Consider the following 18,042-nt stretch of genomic DNA (forward strand, 5'->3'; position numbering starts at 1 on the left):
TGCAAGGTTGGCATCCGCTACGCTTGGGAAAAATCCGCTGCGGACGAGATGACCTTTAAACAAAATTTACGAATCGCGATGCACGAATTCCTGGTGGGAGCGAGCCTGGATAGGTGTTTGGCCAGGATTTGCGGCACACTTAAGCGACTACAAGACAAGGCCTTTCAATGGATCAATACGCCCCGCGCAACTGGCAGCCGCACGAGAAGCCCAGTCTGCCCGGTTCTCCCTCGACGCCGCTGCACTCCAACCCCAAGCGCCTGGCTTATGCGCTGGTGGGCTTGCTGGTGGCGGTGACCGGTGGGCTGGGCAATGCGCTGGTGGTCGCCAACCTGCCTTACCTGCAAGGCGCGCTCGGGGCGACCACGGCGGAGATGGCCTGGCTGCCGGCGGCGTATGTGATGACCAACGTGTCGATGAACCTGCTGCTGGTGAAGTTTCGCCAGCAGTTCGGGCTGCGGGCGTTCACCGAGGTGTTTCTGGTGCTGTATGCGCTGGTGACCTTCGGCCATCTGTTCGTCAATGACTTGAATTCAGCAGTCGCGGTGCGGGCGGCCCACGGCATGGTCGGTGCGGCGTTGAGTTCGCTGGGCCTGTATTACATGGTGCAGGCGTTCCCGGCCAAATGGCGGATGAAGGCGTTGGTGCTGGGCCTGGGCACCTCGCAATTGGCTTTGCCACTGGCGCGACTGTTTTCCGAAGACCTGCTGCAGATCGCCGAATGGCGCGGCCTGTACCTGTTTGAATTGGGCATGGCGTTGCTGTCGTTGGGCTGCGTCCTGATGCTCAAACTGCCGCCGGGTGACCGGTTCAAGACCTTCGAACCCCTCGACTTTCTCACCTTCGCCATCCTGGCCAGTGGTGTGGCCTTGCTGTGCGCCGTGTTGTCCCTGGGCAGGATCGACTGGTGGCTGGAAGCAGACTGGATCGGCATCGCCCTGGCCGCGTCGATTGCGCTGATTCTCGCGGGGCTGGCCATCGAACATAACCGCAGCAACCCGATGCTGATGACCCGCTGGCTCGGTAGCGGGGTGATGATCCGTCTGGCGCTGGCGGTGATCCTGATTCGCATGGTGACCTCGGAGCAATCCACCGGCGCCGTGGGCTTCATGCAGAACCTGAACATGAGTAGCCAGCAGCTTCATAGCTTGTACGTGGTGATGCTGATCGGCAGCGTCGCCGGGCTGCTGACCAGTGCGCTGACCATCGACCCGAAACACCTGCTGATGCCGCTGATCATTTCGCTGGCGTTGATGGCCACCGGCTCGATCATGGACAGCTCATCGAACAACCTGACCCGCCCCGGCAACCTGTATTTCAGCCAGTTCCTGCTGGCGTTCGGCAGTACGTTCTTCCTCGGCCCGACCATGGTGCTGGGCACGCGCAACGTGCTGACCAACCCGCGCAACCTCGTGAGTTTTTCTGTGTTGTTCGGGATCTGCAACAACCTCGGCGGCCTGATCGGCGCGGCGTTGCTGGGGACTTTCCAGATCGTGCGCGAGAAGTTTCATTCCAGCCACATCGTCGAGCAACTGGTGATGTCCGACCCGCGTGTCGCCGCCCGGGTGCAGAGCGGCGGATCGGCGGTCGGCTCCGTGATTGCCGACCCGAGTCTGCGCAATCTGCAGGGCATTCGCAGCCTGGCCAACGCCGCCACGCGCGAAGCCAACGTACTGGCCTATAACGATGTGTTCATGCTGATCGCGGTGATCGCAATCCTGACCATGATCTGGATTTCCATCCGTGCGCTGTGGCTGATCAGCACCACCAAAGCCGTCGCCCCGACACCTTCCGTACCTTCCAGCGGTGCCACTTCTTCATGACCGAACCGACCACTACGACCACCAATGCCATCGCCGCCACCCCTGAAGGCGTGGCGCCGCCGTCATCACCGAACACCGAGCCGCGTTCGTTGCGGGTGCGGATCATCTCGTCGCTGGGCTTTGCCGCGATTGCCATCGTCGGTGTGCTGATCGTGCTTTACGCCTGGCAACTGCCGCCGTTCAGCAGCGCAGTTGAGACCACCGAAAACGCCTTGGTGCGCGGGCAGGTGACGATCATCGGCCCGCAGCTCAGTGGCTATGTGTTTGAAGTGCCGGTGCAGGATTTCCAGTTTGTGAAGGAGGGCGACTTGCTGGTGCGTCTCGATGACCGCATCTATCAGCAACGTCTCGACCAGTCGCTGGCACAACTGGCGGTGCAGAAGGCCTCGCTGGCCAACGTGGTGCAGCAGCGCAACAGCGCCGAAGCCACTATCAAGTTGCGGCAGGCGGTGGTGGCCGACAGCGAGGCGCAGTTGCGCAAAAGCGAGGCCGACTTGCGTCGCAATAAGGCGCTGGTCAATGACGGTTCCGTGTCCAAGCGCGAGATGGACGTGGCGCTGGCCGCCAATGCGCAAAGCATTGCGGCGGTGGCGCAGGCCAAGGCCAATCTGGAAATCGCCCGGCAGGATCTGCAAACGGTGATCGTCAATCGCGGCTCGCTGGAAGCGGCGGTGGCCAGCGCCGAGGCGGCGGTGCAGCTGGCGCGGATCGATTTGTCCAACACCCGGATCATCGCCCCGCGCGACGGTCAGCTCGGGCAGATCGGCGTGCGTCTCGGCGCCTACGTCAACTCCGGGGCGCAGTTGATGGCGCTGGTGCCGAACCAGAAATGGGTGATCGCCAACCTCAAGGAAACCCAGATGGACAATGTACGCGTGGGGCAGCCGGCGAGCTTCACCGTCGATGCCTTGAACCACCGCAAGTTCACCGGCCACGTGCAGCACATCTCGCCGGGCACCGGTTCCGAATTCGCGTTGTTGCAGGCTGACAACGCCACCGGCAACTTCGTGAAAATTGCCCAGCGGGTGCCGGTGCGCATCACCATCGATCCGGATCAGCAGGAGAGCGAGCGCCTGCGGCCGGGGATGTCGGTGGTGGTCAGCATTGATACGGCGGCGGGTGACACCCAGAAACACTGACCTCAGGCGGCGATCATCGGCGGCAAGGTGCCGAGCACCGAAACCGCCGCCACGGCGCCGATCCCCAGCAGCCATTCGAGCACGACGCTGCGTTTGAGGGTGTCGAGCCGTTGTTCGCAATCGTTGATCCGCAGGCGATTGAACAGCGCCAGTGCAAGCATGCCGAACACCAGCAGCGCCTTGATCAGCAGGATCAGGGCGAATCCCGAGAACAGCGGCGTCGGCCACCATTGGCCGGTGAGCACGCGTACGTTGATCAACCCGGTGACCAGCAGGCCGGCGACCAGCCCGTAGCCGAGTCCGCTGAATCGCTGCAAGACTTCGCGTACGGTTTGGTCGGGTTGGCGCAGGATCATCACCAGCATCAGCAGGCCGCCAAGCCAGGCGCCGACGCAGGTCAGGTGAATGACCTGATTGAGGATCAGCATCTGCCCGCTGAAGCCATCGAGCATCGCCCCGTGACCGACCGGTGCCAGCGTCATCAGCAGCAGCGCGCTCAGACCCAGCCGCAATGGTCGGCTCGAACGCCACGGCGTAAACAGCAACGCCAGCAACAGGGCATTTATCATCAGATGCCAGCGCCAGACCTGACCGAAAAACGTGTGGCCAAGGACCCGCTCGACGGTGGCCGGATCAAACGCGGCCGCCGCCGAACCGGCCATGCTTGCGGTAATCAACAACGCCCAGATGACGCCGCTGGCCAGGGCAATCGCCGCCAGCCAGCGAGTCAGTCGCGCCAGCTGCCGATCCAGAAGCGGCGCTTCACCTTTGAGCAGCAGCGGCCGGAAAAGCCAGGCCCCGAAAAGCATCAACACCACGATGAAATGCAGGAACCGGCACAGCACCAGCGCTTCACTCATGAATTACTGGCCAACCTTGAACTGATAGGCGCCTTCGCTTTTGTGCGTATCGACCGACACCGCATGCCATTCGATTTTGTATTCCCCAGCGGTCAGCGGTGCTTCGGGGGTGACGATCAGGGTTTTCTTGTCGCCTTCGGTGGTCAGCGGTTTGACCGCCACCGGCTTGCCGTCGTGGGTCACGGTGACTTTGGTGAAGCTGGCTTCGACGCCTTCGGAAAACATCAGGCGCAGATCCGCCGGTGCCGCGACGGTGCTGTCGGCAGCCGGGGTCTGGCTTTTCAGATGGGCGTGGGCAAAGGCCTGGGAAGTGACGATCAGCGAAGCCAGCAGCGCGCCAGCGGTGAACAGGTTTTTCATCGTCATGGAAAGATTCCTTTCAGTGAAATGGCGGGCTGAGTATAGAACGTGGATCACAGGGCTTTCAGGCGCATGTGAATGACCGGAAAGGGCCGGCCTTCGCCGTCGAGTGCCGAGCGGCCGATGTCTTCGAATCCGTAGTGACGGTAGAAACCGTGGGCCTGCGGGTTCTGTTCGTTGACGTCGACCTTCAGCAGTGGGCGGCGGACATGGTCGAGCAAGCGTCGGCCGATGCCCTGGCCACGTTGAGCCGGGTCGATGAACAGCATCTGCACGGTGTCATCGTCGGTGGCGATAAAGCCTGCCGGGGAGTGGTCGGGGTTCTCGAAAACCTGCACATCCAGCGCGGGCAGGTAGGTGTCACGCACCAGCGGGAACAGCCGGTGGATGTCGTCTTCCGGGAGGAAATCGTGGGTGGCGCGGACCGAGCGCTCCCACAGTGCGGCGAGCTGCGGATCATCCGCAGCGATGCGCTTTCGAATGGTCATGGATGAGTCCTTCAGTGTCTGACGGGGAGAAGGAGGGCGATCCTAAACCAGAAAAAAGCGCAAGTGTGTGAAGAATCGTTCTCGGCTGTCGCCCCTTGCCCAGAGCGGATGCTAGTCTTCAACAACGTTGTCTTCAGGGAGCCCTCATGGGCAATCACAAGATCGAAATCCGCCGCACCAACGTCGACAAGATCCTGCTGGCGGCGGAAAAAGTCTTCGCCGAAAAGGGTTTCGGCGGCACCGCCATGGCGGACATCGCCGCTGAAGTGCAGCTGCCACGCTCCAACCTGCATTACTACTTTTCGACCAAGAGCGAGCTGTACAGCGCAGTGCTGTTCGACCTGCTGGAAGTGTGGAAGCAGGACGCGCTGTGCTTCGAGATGTTCGACGATCCGCGCGTGGTGCTCAGCAGCTACATCCGCGCCAAGATGAACCACTCGCGCAGCCGGCCTTACGGGTCGAAAGTCTGGGCCAACGAAATCATCCACGGCGCGCCGACCCTCGGCGAGGCGCTGGATGTGAGCCTGTATGACTGGGCGAAGATGAAGGAGGCGAAGATCCGCCAGTGGGTCGAGGACAAGCGGATTCTGCCGGTGGAGCCGTCGAGCCTGCTGTACATGATCTGGGCCTCGACGCAGCACTATGCGGACTTCGATCATCAGGTGAATATTCTGAATGAGCACCAGCCGCTGTCGGACATGCAGTTCGAGCGGGCGGTGCAGACGGTGACTAGCGTGATTTTGCGGGGGATCGGATTAGAACCGTAACTGATCGTTCCCACGCTCTGCGTGGGAATGCCTCAAGGGACGCTCCGCGTTCCAGTGGGACGCAGAGCGTCCCGGGCTGCATTCCCACGCGGACGGTTCGACGCCTCGACGTGGGAACGATCATTCAAGGGCTGACGTGATACGGATTACGCGGATCATGATTCCAGTCCAGAAACGGCTTGCCCGTTTCCATCGGCACCATCTCGATGCAGTCCGCCACCGGACAGGTGATCTGACACAGATTGCACCCCACACACTCGTCATCGATCACTTCATATTGATGCGTGCCATCGGCCTGTTTCAGGCTGCTGATCGCCTGGTGTGAGGTGTCCTCGCAGGCAATGTGACAACGCCCGCAACCGATGCATGCCTCCTGGTCGATCTTCGCGATCACCTGATAGTTGATGTCCAGGTACTTCCAGTCCGTGGTGTTACCCACCGCGCGCCCGGAAAACTCCGCGATGCTGGCGTAACCCTGACTGTCCATCCACCGCGACAAACCATCCTTCATTTCATCGACAATCCGGAAACCATGCAGCATCGCCGCCGTGCACACCTGCACCGCGCCGCTCCCGAGTGCGATGAACTCCGCCGCGTCACGCCAACTGCCGATGCCGCCGATGCCGCAGATCGGCAGGCCCTGGGTCTGCGGATCGCGGGCGATTTCCGCGACCATGTTCAGCGCGATGGGCTTCACTGCCGAGCCGCAATAACCGCCGTGGGTGCTTTTGCTGCCGACGGTGGGCAGGGCGACCATGTGTTCAAGGTCGACGCTGGTGATCGAGTTGATGGTGTTGATCAGCGACACCGCATCGGCGCCGCCACGGTGTGCAGCGCGGGCGGCGACGCGGATATCGGTGATGTTCGGCGTCAGTTTGACGATCACCGGCAGCGAGCAATAGGTCTTGCACCAGCGCGTAACCTGCTCGACGTACTCCGGCACCTGACCGACCGCCGCGCCCATGCCGCGCTCGGGCATGCCGTGGGGGCAGCCGAAGTTCAGCTCGATGCCGTCAGCGCCGGTGGCCTCCACCAGCGGCAGGATGTGTTTCCACGACTCTTCGACGCACGGCACCATCAGCGAAACGATCAGCGCGCGGTCCGGCCAATCCTTTTTCACCTGAGTGATTTCCCGCAGGTTGATTTCCAGCGAGCGGTCGGTGATCAGTTCGATGTTGTTGATGCCCAGCACTTCGCGGTTGGCGCCGTAATGCGCCGAATAACGCGACGACACGTTGACCGCCGCCGGGTCTTCACCCAGGGTTTTCCAGACTACGCCACCCCAGCCGGCTTCGAAGGCGCGCACCACGTTGTAGGCCTTGTCGGTCGGCGGCGCGGAGGCCAGCCAGAACGGATTGGGGGCTTTGATACCGGCGAAGACAATCGAGAGATCGGCCATTTACGCAGCCTCCACGTTGAGCATCAGTTGAGCGTTGATCGCCTCGGCGGCGCGTTTGCCGTGTTGCACCGCTTGCACGGTCAGGTCCTGATCGAGGCTGGTGCAGTCGCCGCCGGCATAGACGCCGGGGATGCTGGTGCGCAGGTTTTCATCGACCTGGATGCGTTCGCCCTGACGTTTGAGTTCGCGGGCCAGCGGGTCGGCAAGGGCGCTGCCGTCGAAGGCCTGACCGATGGCTTTGAAGATCGCATCGGCGGCCAACTCGAACGTTTCGCCAGTGGTTTGCAGGCGACCGTCCACCAGATGGGTGCGGGCGAAGCGCATGCCGCGCACCTTGCCGTGGGCATCGAGCAGCACCTCATCCGGTTGCGCCCAGGTCAGCAGCCGCACCTGATTGGCCTTGGCGATGTCCTGCTCGTGGCCGGTGGCGCCCATGTCCGCCGCGCCACGGCGATAGACCAGATTGACGTCGCGGGCGCCGAGGCGGGCCATTTGCACGGCCATGTCGATGGCGGTATTGCCGGCGCCGAGGACGATGCAGCGCTCGGCCAGCGGCAGTTGCGACAGGTCGTCGGCCTGGCGCAGTTCGCGGATGTAGTCGGTGGCGGCGAGCAGGCCAGGGGCGTCTTCGTGGGCCAGGCCGAGTTGCTTGCTGGCGTTCAGGCCGAGGCCGAGGAACACCGCGTCGAACTGTTGATGCAGTTCGCTCAAGGTCAGGTTGTCGCCGAGTTTCTGTCCGTGGCGGATTTCGATGCCGCCGATCTGCAGGAGGAAATTCAGCTCCTTCTGCGCGTAGTCGTCGACCAGTTTGTACTTGGCGATCCCGTATTCGTTGAGCCCGCCAGCCTTCTCCCGCGCTTCGAAAATCACCACGTCGTGACCGTGCATGGCGCTGCGATGGGCACAGGACAAACCCGCCGGACCAGCCCCGACCACTGCGATGCGTTTGCCGGTAGCGGCGGCGCGCTGGAACGGGTGCTCGGTGAAGTGCGCGTTGTCCACGGCGTAACGTTGCAGCAGGCCGATCAGCACCGGCGCGCATTCGTGGGCGTTGTTGCGCACGCAGGCTTGCTGGCAGAGGATCTCGGTCGGACAGACCCGGGCGCAACTGCCGCCAAGGATGTTCGCCGAGAGGATTTTCTGCGCCGCGCCGGGCACGTTGTCCTGATGGATATTGCGGATGAACGACGGAATGTCGATCTCGCTCGGGCACGCGTTCACGCACGGCGCGTCGTAGCAATACAGGCAGCGCGAGGCTTCCAGATGCGCCTGACGGTCGTTGAGCGGCGGCGCCAGATCAGTGAAATGGCCGGCGAGGGCGGCCGCACTTTCTTGCGGGTGCGGGAGATGGTTCAGGGTCTCGATCACGGTTTTTTGCCTCACGGTTATTTGAGGTTTTCTGCCTCTGTCGGGCAGTGGTTAGATCATCTGTTGATCGTTCCCACGCTCCGCGTGGGAATGCAGCCCGTGACGCTCCGCGTCACTGGACGCAGAGCGTCCCTTGAGGCATTCCCACGCAGAGCGTGGGAACGATCATCGGCAATCAGGGAATCAGCGCTTGACGGCCACAGGCCTGTGCAACTCAGCCCGCTTGCTCAGCAAATCAAACACCGCCGGATACGCCGGCCGTTCGATATACCGGCCCGCCCCACGCTCGGCGCGCAGGTCGCCATCGGCCCAAACCACCCGGCCCTGGCTGACGGTATGGCTCGGCACACCGGTCACGGTCTTGCCTTCGAAGATGTTGAAGTCCACCTGCTGATGGTGGGTCTTGGCGGAGATGGTGCGGGTGCCTTGCGGGTCCCACAGCACCAGGTCGGCATCGGCGCCGACGCGGATCGCGCCCTTGCGCGGATAGAGATTGAAGATTTTCGCGGTGTTGGTGGAGGTGAGGGCGACGAAGTCCTGCATCGACAACCGCCCCGAGTTCACCCCTTCATCCCACAACACCGCCATGCGGTCTTCGATGCCGGCGGTGCCGTTGGGGATCTTGCTGAAATCGTCGCGGCCGGCGGCTTTCTGCTCGGCGCAGAAGCAGCAATGGTCGGTGGCGGTGGTGTGCAGATTGCCGCTCTGCAAGCCATGCCAAAGCGCGTCCTGATGCCCGCGCGGACGGAACGGCGGGCTCATCACGTAACCGGCGGCGGTCTGCCAGTCCGGGTGCTGGTAGACACTGTCGTCCAGCAGCAGATGCCCGGCCAGCACTTCGCCGTAAACCGGTTGGCCCTTGCTGCGGGCATAGGTGATTTCGTCGAGGGCTTCCTTTGTCGAGACGTGCACCAGGTACAGCGGCGTGCCGATGGTTTCAGCGATCCGGATTGCCCGGCTCGCGGCTTCACCTTCGACCTGAGACGGCCGCGACAGGGGATGCGCTTCCGGCCCGGTGATGCCCTGGGCCATCAACTTGCGTTGCAGGTGATAGACCAGCTCGCCGTTTTCCGCATGCACGGTCGGCACCGCGCCGAGTTCCAGGCAGCGCTCGAAGCTCGCCACCAGCGTGTCATCGGCGGCCATGATCGCGTTCTTGTAGGCCATGAAATGCTTGAAGCTGTTGATCCCGTGATGGCTGACCAGCTCGGCCATTTCCTCGCGCACCTGCTCGCTCCACCAAGTGATCGCGACGTGAAAGCCGTAGTCGGACGCGGACTTTTCCGCCCAGCCGCGCCACTGATGAAAGGCTTCGAGCAGCGACTGCTGCGGATTGGGAATCACGAAATCGATGATCGAGGTGGTGCCGCCGGCCAGGCCAGCGGCGGTGCCGCTGTAGAAGTCTTCGCTGGCCACGGTGCCCATGAACGGGAGTTGCATGTGGGTGTGCGGATCGATGCCGCCGGGCATCAGGTATTGACCGCTGCCGTCGAGCACTTCGGCGCCGGCGGGAACATCCAGGTTTTCACCAATGGCTTTGATCACGCCGTCGGCGCAATAGACATCGGCGCGGTAACTTTCATCATGGGTAACAACGGTGGCGCCACGGATCAACAGAGACATTCCGAGTTCCTCGCAGGCATGACCGACTTGTGCCGGCTCTAGTGTTTTATTGTTTGCGGCGCCAGATGCGTAATCTTGTCAGCGCTGTCAGGAATAGACGCTAGTCGCAGTTCTGCAATTGATCAAGATTATTTTTTATAAGCTTATGACTGTTTTAACTTGATGATAAATAACGATAAAAATACAAAATCACCAAAATGGTGAGGCACTTCACCATTTTGACGCACTTGACAGGTTGGAAATATGAGCAAGATTTCCTATGTGAAATCAGCCGCTTGAAGTTGAGCTGCGGGTGATGCGTTCTAAAGAAAAATAATGCAGTGCACCAGATTGAGTCCTGACAGTTCGGACAACTTGCCTGGCATTTAGCCTGAGTGTTCAGTCAAGTTTTCGCGGCCTCACAAGGTGAATAATTAAAACTGATAAACATCAGTCAGTTACAAAAAGATCGAAGCACGGCCCCAGCGCCAAGCGGTTCCCCCGGCACGTTTATTGATGCCGCCGCTGACACCATGGCCGGTGCATGAAAGTTGTCAGTTCCTCCGGCCATCGTCCGGCTCGCACCTGCGTGTGCAGCCGCCTGATGAGCAAAAAAATAATCAGAAGAACAGTGGAGCGGCCATGCAACAGAACAGATCGCAAGTGACCGAGCGCGACGGCTTGTTCGAACTCGAAGCCGGCAGCGACGTCCTCGACAGTCCCCGTTACAACCACGACATGGCACCGACCAAGGTGCGCGAACGAACCTGGAACAAATGGCACATCACTGCGCTGTGGGTCGGCATGTCGATCTGCGTGCCGACCTACACCCTCGGTGGTGTGCTCACCGCGTATTTCGGCCTCACCGTCGGCGAAGCCTTGCTGGCGATTCTGTTTGCCAACGTCATCGTCCTGATTCCCCTCACGCTCAATGCGTTTCCCGGCACCAAGTACGGGATTCCGTTTCCGGTGCTGCTGCGATCGTCGTTCGGGATTCTCGGCTCCAACGTGCCGTGCCTGATCCGGGCGCTGGTGGCGTGCGGCTGGTTCGGCATTCAGACCATGTTCGGCGGGCTGGCGATTCACCTGTTTCTCGGGTCGGTGTTCGACGGCTGGAAATCCCTCGGCGGGACGGGGGAGGTGATCGGTTTCATGGTCTTCTGGGCGCTCAACCTGTGGGTGGTGATCCGCGGCGCCGAGTCGATCAAATGGCTGGAAACCCTGTCGGCGCCGCTGCTGGTGGCGGTCGGCATCGGGTTGCTGGTGTGGGCCATGCCCAATGTGTCGATGACTGAATTGCTGGCGATCCCGCCGAAGCGTCCCGAAGGCGCGAGCGTGGTCAGCTACTTCGCCGCCGGGCTGACGGCGATGGTCGGTTTCTGGGCCACGTTGTCGCTGAACATTCCTGACTTCAGCCGTTATGCCCGCAGCCAGAAGGATCAGATCCTCGGGCAGATTTTCGGCCTGCCGCTGACCATGTTCCTGTTCGCCGCGCTGGGCGTGGTGATGACCGCCGCTTCGGTGAAACTGGTGGGCGTCAGCGTCTCCGATCCGGTGACGCTGATCGGCCATATCCAGAGCCCGGTGTGGGTCGCGGTGGCCATGGCATTGATCATCATCGCGACGCTGTCGACCAACACCGCCGCCAATATCGTTTCGCCAACCAACGACTTCCAGAACATCGCGCCCAAGGTGATCAACCGCACCAAAGCGGTGATCCTCACCGGGTTCGTTGGTCTGGCGCTGATGGGCCATGAATTGCTGAAAAAGCTTGGGTTGATCGTCTCCGATGTCAGCCTGGAAACGGTGTATTCGAACTGGCTGCTGGGCTATTCCAGCCTGCTCGGGCCGATCGCCGGGATCATGGTGGTGGACTATTTCCTGATCAAGAAACAGCAACTGGACCTGGCCGGCCTGTACCGCGACGACGTGTATCCGGCGTGGAACTGGGCCGGGTTCATCGCCTTCGGCGTGCCGGTGGTGCTGACCCTGCTGTCGCTGGGCAGCAGCGCATTCAGCTGGTTCTACAGCTACGGCTGGTTCACCGGCTCGGCGCTGGGTGGGTTGATCTATTACGGGTTGTGCGCGATGCGTGCGACGCCTTCGGTCGTGAAATCACCGGTGTAGCAGATGATCGTTCCCACGTTCCGCGTGGGAATGCAGCCCGGGACGCTCCGCGTCCCCACAGCGGACGCAGAGCGTCCATGGATGAATTCCCACGCAGAGCGTGGGAACCAACTGCCTGAGGAGATCCCCATGAACGCAGCCGTAGACGTTCTGCAATCGACCCATCAGCACATCAACCGCGACCGCTTGTGGGCGTCGCTCATGGAACTGGCCAAGCTCGGCGCCACGGTCAAGGGCGGGGTCTGTCGCCTGGCCCTGACCGACCTCGACCGCCAGGCCCGCGACCTGTTCGTGCAGTGGTGCAAGGACGCCGGTTGCAACGTCACGGTCGATGAAGTCGGCAACATCTTCGCCCGTCGCCCCGGGCGTAACCCGAACCTGCCACCGGTGATGACCGGCAGCCACATCGACACCCAGCCCACCGGCGGCAAGTTCGATGGTTGCTTCGGTGTGCTCGCCGGGGTCGAGGTTCTGCGCACCCTCAACGACCTCGGCGTGGAAACCGAGGCACCGCTGGAAGTGGTGGTCTGGACCAACGAAGAAGGCTCGCGCTTCGCCCCGTGCATGATGGGCTCCGGCGTGTTTGCGGAAAAATTCACCCTCGAAGAAACCCTGGCCAAGGTCGATGCCGACGGCGTCACGGTCGGCGAAGCACTGAACGCCATCGGCTACGCCGGGACGCGCAAGGTCAGCGGGCATAAGGTCGGCGCCTATTTCGAAGCACATATCGAGCAAGGCCCGATCCTGGAGGACGAACAGAAAACCATCGGCGTAGTACTCGGCGCACTGGGGCAGAAGTGGTTCGACCTGAAACTGCGCGGCGTCGAAGCCCACGCCGGCCCGACCCCGATGCACCTGCGCAAGGATGCACTGGTTGGCGCCTCGGTGATCGTCGGCGCGGTCAATCGCGCTGCCCTCGGCCACCAACCCCACGCGTGCGGGACCGTCGGTTGCCTGCAAGCCTATCCCGGCTCGCGCAACGTCATCCCCGGCGAAGTACGCATGACCCTCGACTTCCGGCATCTGGAACCGGCACGCCTCGACTCGATGATCGCCGAGGTCAAGCAAGTCATCGAAGCGACCTGCGAAGAACACGGCCTGACCTATGAACTGACCCCGACCGCCGACTTCCCGCCGCTGTACTTCGAAAAAGGCTGCGTCGAAGCCGTGCGCGGCGCCGCCAAAGGTCTGGGCCTGTCGCACATGGACATTGTCAGCGGCGCCGGCCACGACGCGATTTTCCTCGCCGAACTGGGCCCGGCCGGGATGATCTTCGTGCCGTGCGAAGGCGGCATCAGCCACAACGAAATCGAAAACGCCGCGCCGGACGATCTGGCGGCCGGGTGTGCGGTGTTGCTGCGGGCGATGCTGGCGGCTTCGGCGGCGGTGGCGGGCAAGCAACGCGCGGCGTAAAGCCAGGGCTGGGTAGTCAAGAGACTGTGGCGATCTGGCAGATCGCCACAGACACCCGGCTCAAGTTGTTCTTTTGTGGCTCAGCTCTGCCTTGCGCCGTTCCTTGCCATCCGGGCTGCCGATGTTCAACAGCCTTCTTTCGATCATCACGTTTTCCAGTGCCTGCCGCTCTGCCGGGTCCATCTGGTGTTCGCGCTTTTTCAGCTCCAACAGAATGGGTGTGGACCACGTGCGATAGGTCCGTTCGGTAATACGGTCGCTCGTCATTTGTCTCTCCTTGATCAGATGCCCGGCCGCAGGCGCGGACACAATCCGTCGAGGTACTAACGTTAGACGAGAAAGCCGCGAGGCGCGAATAGTCAACGCTCAATCGTGGTTGGCACGATCACAACCGTCCGCGGTCGTAAATTTCACATGCGCGAACTTGTGGAGAATCAATGAGCCGGGACGTCCTGACCACCGAAACCAATCGCCGTCAGTTGCAGCAAATCATTGCCGGGCTGTCCGACGGGGTGATTCTGTTGGAGATCGACCAGACGATTCTCTGGGCCAACGAGGCGGCGCTGGCGATGCATGGTGTCAGCCGCATCGGCGAGTTGGGCAACAACGCCGGGGAATATGCCGAGCGCTTCAATCTGCGGTATCGCAACAACCACGCGCTGGCACCGGAGCAGTACCCGATCTGCCGGGTGGCCGCCGGCGAAACCTTCAGCGACGTGCTGGTCGAAGTCTCCCCGTGCAGTGACGAGGAACGCACCTGGGTACACAGTGTGCGGAGCATGGTGCTGACCGATCGCGATGGCGAGGTCGAGTCGCTGGTGCTGATCATGAGCGACGTCACCGATTGGGCCAACGCCGAGCAGCGCTTCGAAAAAACCTTTAATGCCAACCCGGCGCCGGCGGTGATCTGCCGCCTCAGCGATCTGCGTTATATCAAGGTCAATCCGGGGTTTCTGGAAATGACCGGCTACACCCGCGATCAGGTGATCGGCGCCTCGACCTATGAGCTGGACATTCTCGAACGGGCCGAGCGCAAGGACCTGGCGATCCAGCGCCTGCGTGATGTCGCGACCATTCCGCAGATGCAGGCCGAACTGCGTCTGCCGGACGGTGGCAGCAAACAGGTTATCGTCGCCGGCCAGCCGTTGGTGCTCAACGACGAAGACTGCATGCTGTTTTCGTTCGTCGACATGGAGCCACGGCACAAGGCCGAGGTCGCCCTGCGCCAGAGTGAGGAGCGGTTCGCCAAGGCCTTTCGCCTGACGCCGGTGCCGATCCTGATTTGCAGTGCCGACGAGCAGCGGCTGATCGATGTCAACCAGGCCTTCCTCGATACCTTGGCTTACGACAGCGACGACGTGCTCGGCAAGACCGTCGCGCAACTGGACTTCATCGATGAACAGGCTGAGCGCGCCCGGTTGCTGGCGGCGCTGGAGAAGACCGGCCGGGTCGATCGCGCCGATATGCGAATCCGCAAGAAAAACGCCGAAGTGCTGGAGTGCGCGGTGTCCGCTGACACCGTCAACATCCAGAACACAGTGTGCTATCTGCTGGTGCTGATGGACATCACCGAGCGCAAGCACACTGAGCTTGAACTGGTGGCAGCGATTGAAGAGGTGATGAAGGATGCGTCGTGGTTCAGCCGCACGCTGATCGAAAAGCTGGCCAATGTGAAGAAGATCAACTCGCCGCAGTTGCCCAGCGTTTCGTTCACCGATCTCACCGCCCGCGAGCGCGATGTTCTGGGGCTGATCTGCGAGGGGCTGGCGGACAAGGAAATTGCTGCACGGTTGAAACTGGCGCCGAATACAGTGCGCAATCATGTGGCGACGGTTTATTCCAAGCTGGATGTGCACAGCCGCAGCGAGGCGATTGTCTGGGCCCGCGAACGGGGGTTGTTCTCGGGGAGCAGCCGGGGGCAGCGGTAAGGTGCAAATGCACTAGTTCATGGGGTGCAAATTCGGGTGTCTGACAAGGCAGGCTGTTCTTAGGCTGGTGGGGTGCGATGCGGGTTTCGTTCGTGATCGTGTCCCTTCCGTCGTTGTTATTGGATCAGACCATGAATGTGTTGTTTGTCATTGAACCTGGCGTGTTGCGTCGATTTTCGGAGCTGGCGCAATGATTTATCTGACGCAGTTGCGGGCGCAACTTGAGCGTAGTTTTTCGCCGTTGGCTTGTGAGTGTGTGGTGGATGGGGATCATTCGCTTACGGTGAAGTTGTATCACCCGGCGTCCGGTCAGGTTGATCTGGTGATTAGTGGGTTGAGTCTGGATGCCTTGCGTACTTCGGAGGCGGTGGATGCTTTGGTTGATGAGTTGCGGTATGAGCTTGAGAGTAATTCGTTGCGAACGCCGGGGTGAACTTGGCGGCCTCTGGGCCGACCAGGTTCTTGTTCGGTTTGGGTGAATATCCGTTGCTGCGGTAACGGCTTCTTGGGGTTCCGCCCTTACGGCGGGTCACTTTTGGCAAACGCCCCAAAAGTAACCAAAAGGTCTCTAACCCTGACGTACGGCCCCTCGCTAAGGCTCGGGGTTCCTTCGCTCCGGGATTGATCCGGGGGCATCGCCTCCGGTTTGCTTCGCTGCACCTCCTCTCGATGTGTTTGGCTTCGCCAAACGGTCGCTGCGCTCCCACCCCCCGGATCAATCCCTCCACTCAGCCTGCCGACGGGCCCTGCGATCAAAAGCGGTGCTCGAGCTAACGCTCATCGTGGTGAGTGGTGAAGAGCGCTAAGCCGACTTGTTTGATCGTTCCCACGCTCCGCGTGGGAATGCAGCCCGGGACGCTCTGCGTCCCAATCCGACTTTCACCTGTGAGTGATGGCTTGTCGGCGGTGGCGATGGATCAGTCGACTCATTCCGAAAATCGACAGCAAATCCTGCCAGTTCGAGCCATTTAACTGGCACTCACCCCCCACTGGTCTATAAGGAATGAGTGGTTCGGTTTCCATAGCCGGGCGTTGTCCTGCTCGGCGACGGGAGTTTTCTTCCATTCATCGCGGGTCATCCTATGAACAATCCTGGGAAACGCGTGTGTGCTTCGTTGTTGTCGGCTTTCGGTCTGGTGCTGCTCAGTGGTTGTGCCAGTCCTCCACCCCCTCCGCCGGCAGCGCCGCCCCCGCCACCTGAGCGCACTTGTCAGGTCATGGAAAATACCGAGGTCGCCGGTGATGCCTATGCCGACGGGCAAGTGACTCGACACATCACCAAGACCCGTTGCGTCACTCAATAAGCCGGGCGCCGTTAAAGGCGCGGGTCGAGTGGATTGTGCTGGTGGCCGATCTGGTTGGCACCGCAGTCTTCGCCGTGGAAGGCGCGATTGCGGCGATGCGCAGTCAGCTAGATCTGCTTGGGGTGATGGTGATTGCGTTCATTGTCGCGCTCGGTGGCGGGGTGACCCGTGATCTGTTGATCGGTGCCACGCCGCCCAAGGCTGTGGCGGACTGGCGCTATCCGGCGCTCGCATTTGCCATGGGCGGGGTGGCGTTTGTTTTTCATGAGCGGGTGCTGGGCTGGTCCGGTTCGACCCTGATCGTGCTGGATGGGGCGGGATTGGCGCTGTTTGCCGTGGCCGGGGCGCAGAAGGCGTTGAATTTCGGGATCTCGCCGTTTGTGGCCATGTTGATGGGCACGATTACCGGGGTCGGTGGCGGGGTGCTGCGTGACATTGTGCTGGCGCGGGTGCCGGTGGTGTTGCAGGCGGATCTGTATGCCAGCTCGGCGTTTGTCGGGGCGGCAGTGTTGATCGTCGGGCGCAGGCTGGGTGTGCCACCGGTGGCGGCTGCATTGCTGGCCGGGGCGGCGTGTCTGTTGTTGCGGTTGTTGTCGGTGCATTTCGGCTGGCAGTTGCCGAAGGTTCTGGAGGCATGAAGAGGGCAGCCCTCGGGCTGCCCTTTTCTTTTGCGTCAGAAGCGGCTCAGGACAGGAATCCGCCGTCCACGTTCAGCGATACGCCAGTGGTATAGCTCGAAGCGTCGCTTGCCAGGTACAGCACGGCGCCGGCCATTTCGCTTGGGTCGGCTACGCGCTTGAGTGGGATCTGCGTCAGGGCCTGTTTCAGGATCGCGTCGTTTTTCACCAGGGCCGAGGCGAATTTGGTGTCGGTCAGGCCCGGCAGCAGGGCGTTGCAGCGGATGCCGAACTGCGCGCATTCCTTGGCGAAGACTTTGGTCATGTTGATCACGGCGGCCTTGGTCACCGAGTAGATGCCCTGGAAGATCCCCGGCGAAATGCCGTTGATCGAGGCCACGTTGATGATGCTGCCGCCGCCGTTTTCGCGCATCAGCTTGCCGGCTTCCACCGACATGAAGAAGTAGCCGCGGATGTTCACGTCGACAGTTTTCTGGAAGGCGCCAAGGTCGGTGTCCAGCACGTTGCAGAACTGCGGGTTGGTCGCGGCGTTGTTGACCAGGATGTCCAGCCGGCCGAACTGTTCCTTGATTCCGGCGAAGACCTGGCTGATCTGCTCCATTTCGCCGATGTGGCAGGCGATCGCAGTGGCCTTGCCGCCGGCGGCGATGATGGCGTCGGCCACGTGCTGGCAGCCTTCGAGTTTGCGGCTCGAAACGATCACATGTGCGCCTTGCTGGGCCAGCAGTTTGGCGATGGCTTCACCGATGCCACGGCTGGCGCCGGAGACGAAAGCGATCTTGCCGTCGAGGTCGAACAACTGAGTCTTGGACATGGGATTCCCTTG

General features: G+C 61.6%; 16 protein-coding genes. 8 read left to right on the forward strand and 8 right to left on the reverse strand.

From position 1 onward, the window contains the following. Window positions 1-167 precede the first annotated feature (167 nt). Window positions 168-1,823 carry an MFS transporter gene (locus ACM6JM_RS27860; RefSeq protein ID WP_414882819.1) on the forward strand — a complete coding sequence of 552 codons (1,656 nt, stop codon included), beginning with the start codon at window positions 168-170 and terminating at the stop codon, window positions 1,821-1,823. After that, window positions 1,820-2,962, forward strand: a complete 1,143-nt coding sequence (locus ACM6JM_RS27865; protein WP_039767224.1) for an HlyD family secretion protein — start codon at window positions 1,820-1,822, stop codon at window positions 2,960-2,962. Before ACM6JM_RS27860 ends, ACM6JM_RS27865 begins: the two co-directional genes overlap by 4 nt. 2 nt (window positions 2,963-2,964) lie before the next feature. On the opposite strand, the gene copD is transcribed toward ACM6JM_RS27865, so the two are convergent. The 3 genes from copD to ACM6JM_RS27880 are packed head-to-tail and all read right to left on the reverse strand — an operon-like array spanning window position 2,965 to window position 4,670. Continuing rightward, window positions 2,965-3,822 (reverse strand): copper homeostasis membrane protein CopD, encoded by an 858-nt coding sequence (copD, locus tag ACM6JM_RS27870; RefSeq protein ID WP_414882820.1) that lies wholly within the window; start codon window positions 3,820-3,822, stop codon window positions 2,965-2,967. 3 nt (window positions 3,823-3,825) lie between these two features. Beyond that, window positions 3,826-4,188, reverse strand: coding sequence for a copper homeostasis periplasmic binding protein CopC (gene copC, locus ACM6JM_RS27875; RefSeq protein WP_414882821.1), 363 nt, complete (start codon window positions 4,186-4,188; stop codon window positions 3,826-3,828). 47 nt (window positions 4,189-4,235) lie between these two features. After that, complete coding sequence (locus tag ACM6JM_RS27880; protein ID WP_085648338.1) at window positions 4,236-4,670, reverse strand: GNAT family N-acetyltransferase; 435 nt, start codon at window positions 4,668-4,670, stop codon at window positions 4,236-4,238. A 146-nt stretch (window positions 4,671-4,816) separates the two neighbouring features. On the opposite strand from ACM6JM_RS27880, the gene ACM6JM_RS27885 reads away from it, so the two are divergent. After that, window positions 4,817-5,437, forward strand: coding sequence for a TetR/AcrR family transcriptional regulator (locus ACM6JM_RS27885; RefSeq protein WP_007952885.1), 621 nt, complete (start codon window positions 4,817-4,819; stop codon window positions 5,435-5,437). Between the two features lie 124 nt (window positions 5,438-5,561). On the opposite strand, the gene preA is transcribed toward ACM6JM_RS27885, so the two are convergent. The 3 genes from preA to hydA form a co-directional block, all read right to left on the reverse strand. Continuing rightward, window positions 5,562-6,836 (reverse strand): NAD-dependent dihydropyrimidine dehydrogenase subunit PreA, encoded by a 1,275-nt coding sequence (gene preA / locus ACM6JM_RS27890; protein WP_103385958.1) that lies wholly within the window; start codon window positions 6,834-6,836, stop codon window positions 5,562-5,564. Next, window positions 6,837-8,204 (reverse strand): NAD(P)-dependent oxidoreductase, encoded by a 1,368-nt coding sequence (locus tag ACM6JM_RS27895; protein ID WP_163975722.1) that lies wholly within the window; start codon window positions 8,202-8,204, stop codon window positions 6,837-6,839. It lies immediately after the preceding gene. 183 nt (window positions 8,205-8,387) lie between these two features. After that, complete coding sequence (hydA, locus tag ACM6JM_RS27900) at window positions 8,388-9,827, reverse strand: dihydropyrimidinase (RefSeq protein WP_085648341.1); 1,440 nt, start codon at window positions 9,825-9,827, stop codon at window positions 8,388-8,390. Between the two features lie 621 nt (window positions 9,828-10,448). On the opposite strand from hydA, the gene ACM6JM_RS27905 reads away from it, so the two are divergent. Next, window positions 10,449-11,933, forward strand: coding sequence for an NCS1 family nucleobase:cation symporter-1 (locus tag ACM6JM_RS27905; protein ID WP_074688805.1), 1,485 nt, complete (start codon window positions 10,449-10,451; stop codon window positions 11,931-11,933). A gap of 129 nt (window positions 11,934-12,062) precedes the next feature. Next, window positions 12,063-13,346 (forward strand): Zn-dependent hydrolase, encoded by a 1,284-nt coding sequence (locus ACM6JM_RS27910; protein ID WP_039767204.1) that lies wholly within the window; start codon window positions 12,063-12,065, stop codon window positions 13,344-13,346. Between the two features lie 60 nt (window positions 13,347-13,406). On the opposite strand, the gene ACM6JM_RS27915 is transcribed toward ACM6JM_RS27910, so the two are convergent. Continuing rightward, window positions 13,407-13,613 (reverse strand): hypothetical protein, encoded by a 207-nt coding sequence (locus ACM6JM_RS27915; RefSeq protein ID WP_039767201.1) that lies wholly within the window; start codon window positions 13,611-13,613, stop codon window positions 13,407-13,409. 170 nt (window positions 13,614-13,783) lie between these two features. On the opposite strand from ACM6JM_RS27915, the gene ACM6JM_RS27920 reads away from it, so the two are divergent. The 3 genes from ACM6JM_RS27920 (at window position 13,784) to ACM6JM_RS27930 (ending at window position 17,216) form a co-directional block, all read left to right on the forward strand. Next, window positions 13,784-15,274, forward strand: a complete 1,491-nt coding sequence (locus tag ACM6JM_RS27920) for a PAS domain S-box protein (protein WP_414882822.1) — start codon at window positions 13,784-13,786, stop codon at window positions 15,272-15,274. A 190-nt stretch (window positions 15,275-15,464) separates the two neighbouring features. Beyond that, window positions 15,465-15,707 (forward strand): DUF1652 domain-containing protein, encoded by a 243-nt coding sequence (locus tag ACM6JM_RS27925; RefSeq protein ID WP_039767197.1) that lies wholly within the window; start codon window positions 15,465-15,467, stop codon window positions 15,705-15,707. Window positions 15,708-16,619: 912 nt separating this feature from the next. Then, window positions 16,620-17,216, forward strand: coding sequence for a trimeric intracellular cation channel family protein (locus ACM6JM_RS27930; RefSeq protein WP_414882823.1), 597 nt, complete (start codon window positions 16,620-16,622; stop codon window positions 17,214-17,216). 46 nt (window positions 17,217-17,262) lie between these two features. Here ACM6JM_RS27930 and ACM6JM_RS27935 read toward each other — a convergent pair whose 3' ends face one another. Further along, window positions 17,263-18,030: an SDR family oxidoreductase gene (locus tag ACM6JM_RS27935; protein ID WP_064380507.1), complete on the reverse strand. Its 768-nt coding sequence runs from the start codon at window positions 18,028-18,030 to the stop codon at window positions 17,263-17,265. Window positions 18,031-18,042 lie beyond the last annotated feature (12 nt).

It is taken from the genome of Pseudomonas sp. IT-P2, from assembly GCF_949767575.1.
GTDB classification, from domain to species: domain Bacteria; phylum Pseudomonadota; class Gammaproteobacteria; order Pseudomonadales; family Pseudomonadaceae; genus Aquipseudomonas; species Aquipseudomonas pharyngis.

Coding starts and splice junctions, on each gene's coding strand:
- ACM6JM_RS27860 (WP_414882819.1), top strand. CDS start 168: ATGGATCAATACGCCCCGCGCAACTGGCAGCCGCACGAGAAGCCCAGT.
- ACM6JM_RS27865 (WP_039767224.1), top strand. CDS start 1,820: ATGACCGAACCGACCACTACGACCACCAATGCCATCGCCGCCACCCCT.
- copD (WP_414882820.1), bottom strand. CDS start 3,822: ATGAGTGAAGCGCTGGTGCTGTGCCGGTTCCTGCATTTCATCGTGGTG.
- copC (WP_414882821.1), bottom strand. CDS start 4,188: ATGACGATGAAAAACCTGTTCACCGCTGGCGCGCTGCTGGCTTCGCTG.
- ACM6JM_RS27880 (WP_085648338.1), bottom strand. CDS start 4,670: ATGACCATTCGAAAGCGCATCGCTGCGGATGATCCGCAGCTCGCCGCA.
- ACM6JM_RS27885 (WP_007952885.1), top strand. CDS start 4,817: ATGGGCAATCACAAGATCGAAATCCGCCGCACCAACGTCGACAAGATC.
- preA (WP_103385958.1), bottom strand. CDS start 6,836: ATGGCCGATCTCTCGATTGTCTTCGCCGGTATCAAAGCCCCCAATCCG.
- hydA (WP_085648341.1), bottom strand. CDS start 9,827: ATGTCTCTGTTGATCCGTGGCGCCACCGTTGTTACCCATGATGAAAGT.
- ACM6JM_RS27905 (WP_074688805.1), top strand. CDS start 10,449: ATGCAACAGAACAGATCGCAAGTGACCGAGCGCGACGGCTTGTTCGAA.
- ACM6JM_RS27910 (WP_039767204.1), top strand. CDS start 12,063: ATGAACGCAGCCGTAGACGTTCTGCAATCGACCCATCAGCACATCAAC.
- ACM6JM_RS27915 (WP_039767201.1), bottom strand. CDS start 13,613: ATGACGAGCGACCGTATTACCGAACGGACCTATCGCACGTGGTCCACA.
- ACM6JM_RS27920 (WP_414882822.1), top strand. CDS start 13,784: ATGAGCCGGGACGTCCTGACCACCGAAACCAATCGCCGTCAGTTGCAG.
- ACM6JM_RS27925 (WP_039767197.1), top strand. CDS start 15,465: ATGATTTATCTGACGCAGTTGCGGGCGCAACTTGAGCGTAGTTTTTCG.
- ACM6JM_RS27935 (WP_064380507.1), bottom strand. CDS start 18,030: ATGTCCAAGACTCAGTTGTTCGACCTCGACGGCAAGATCGCTTTCGTC.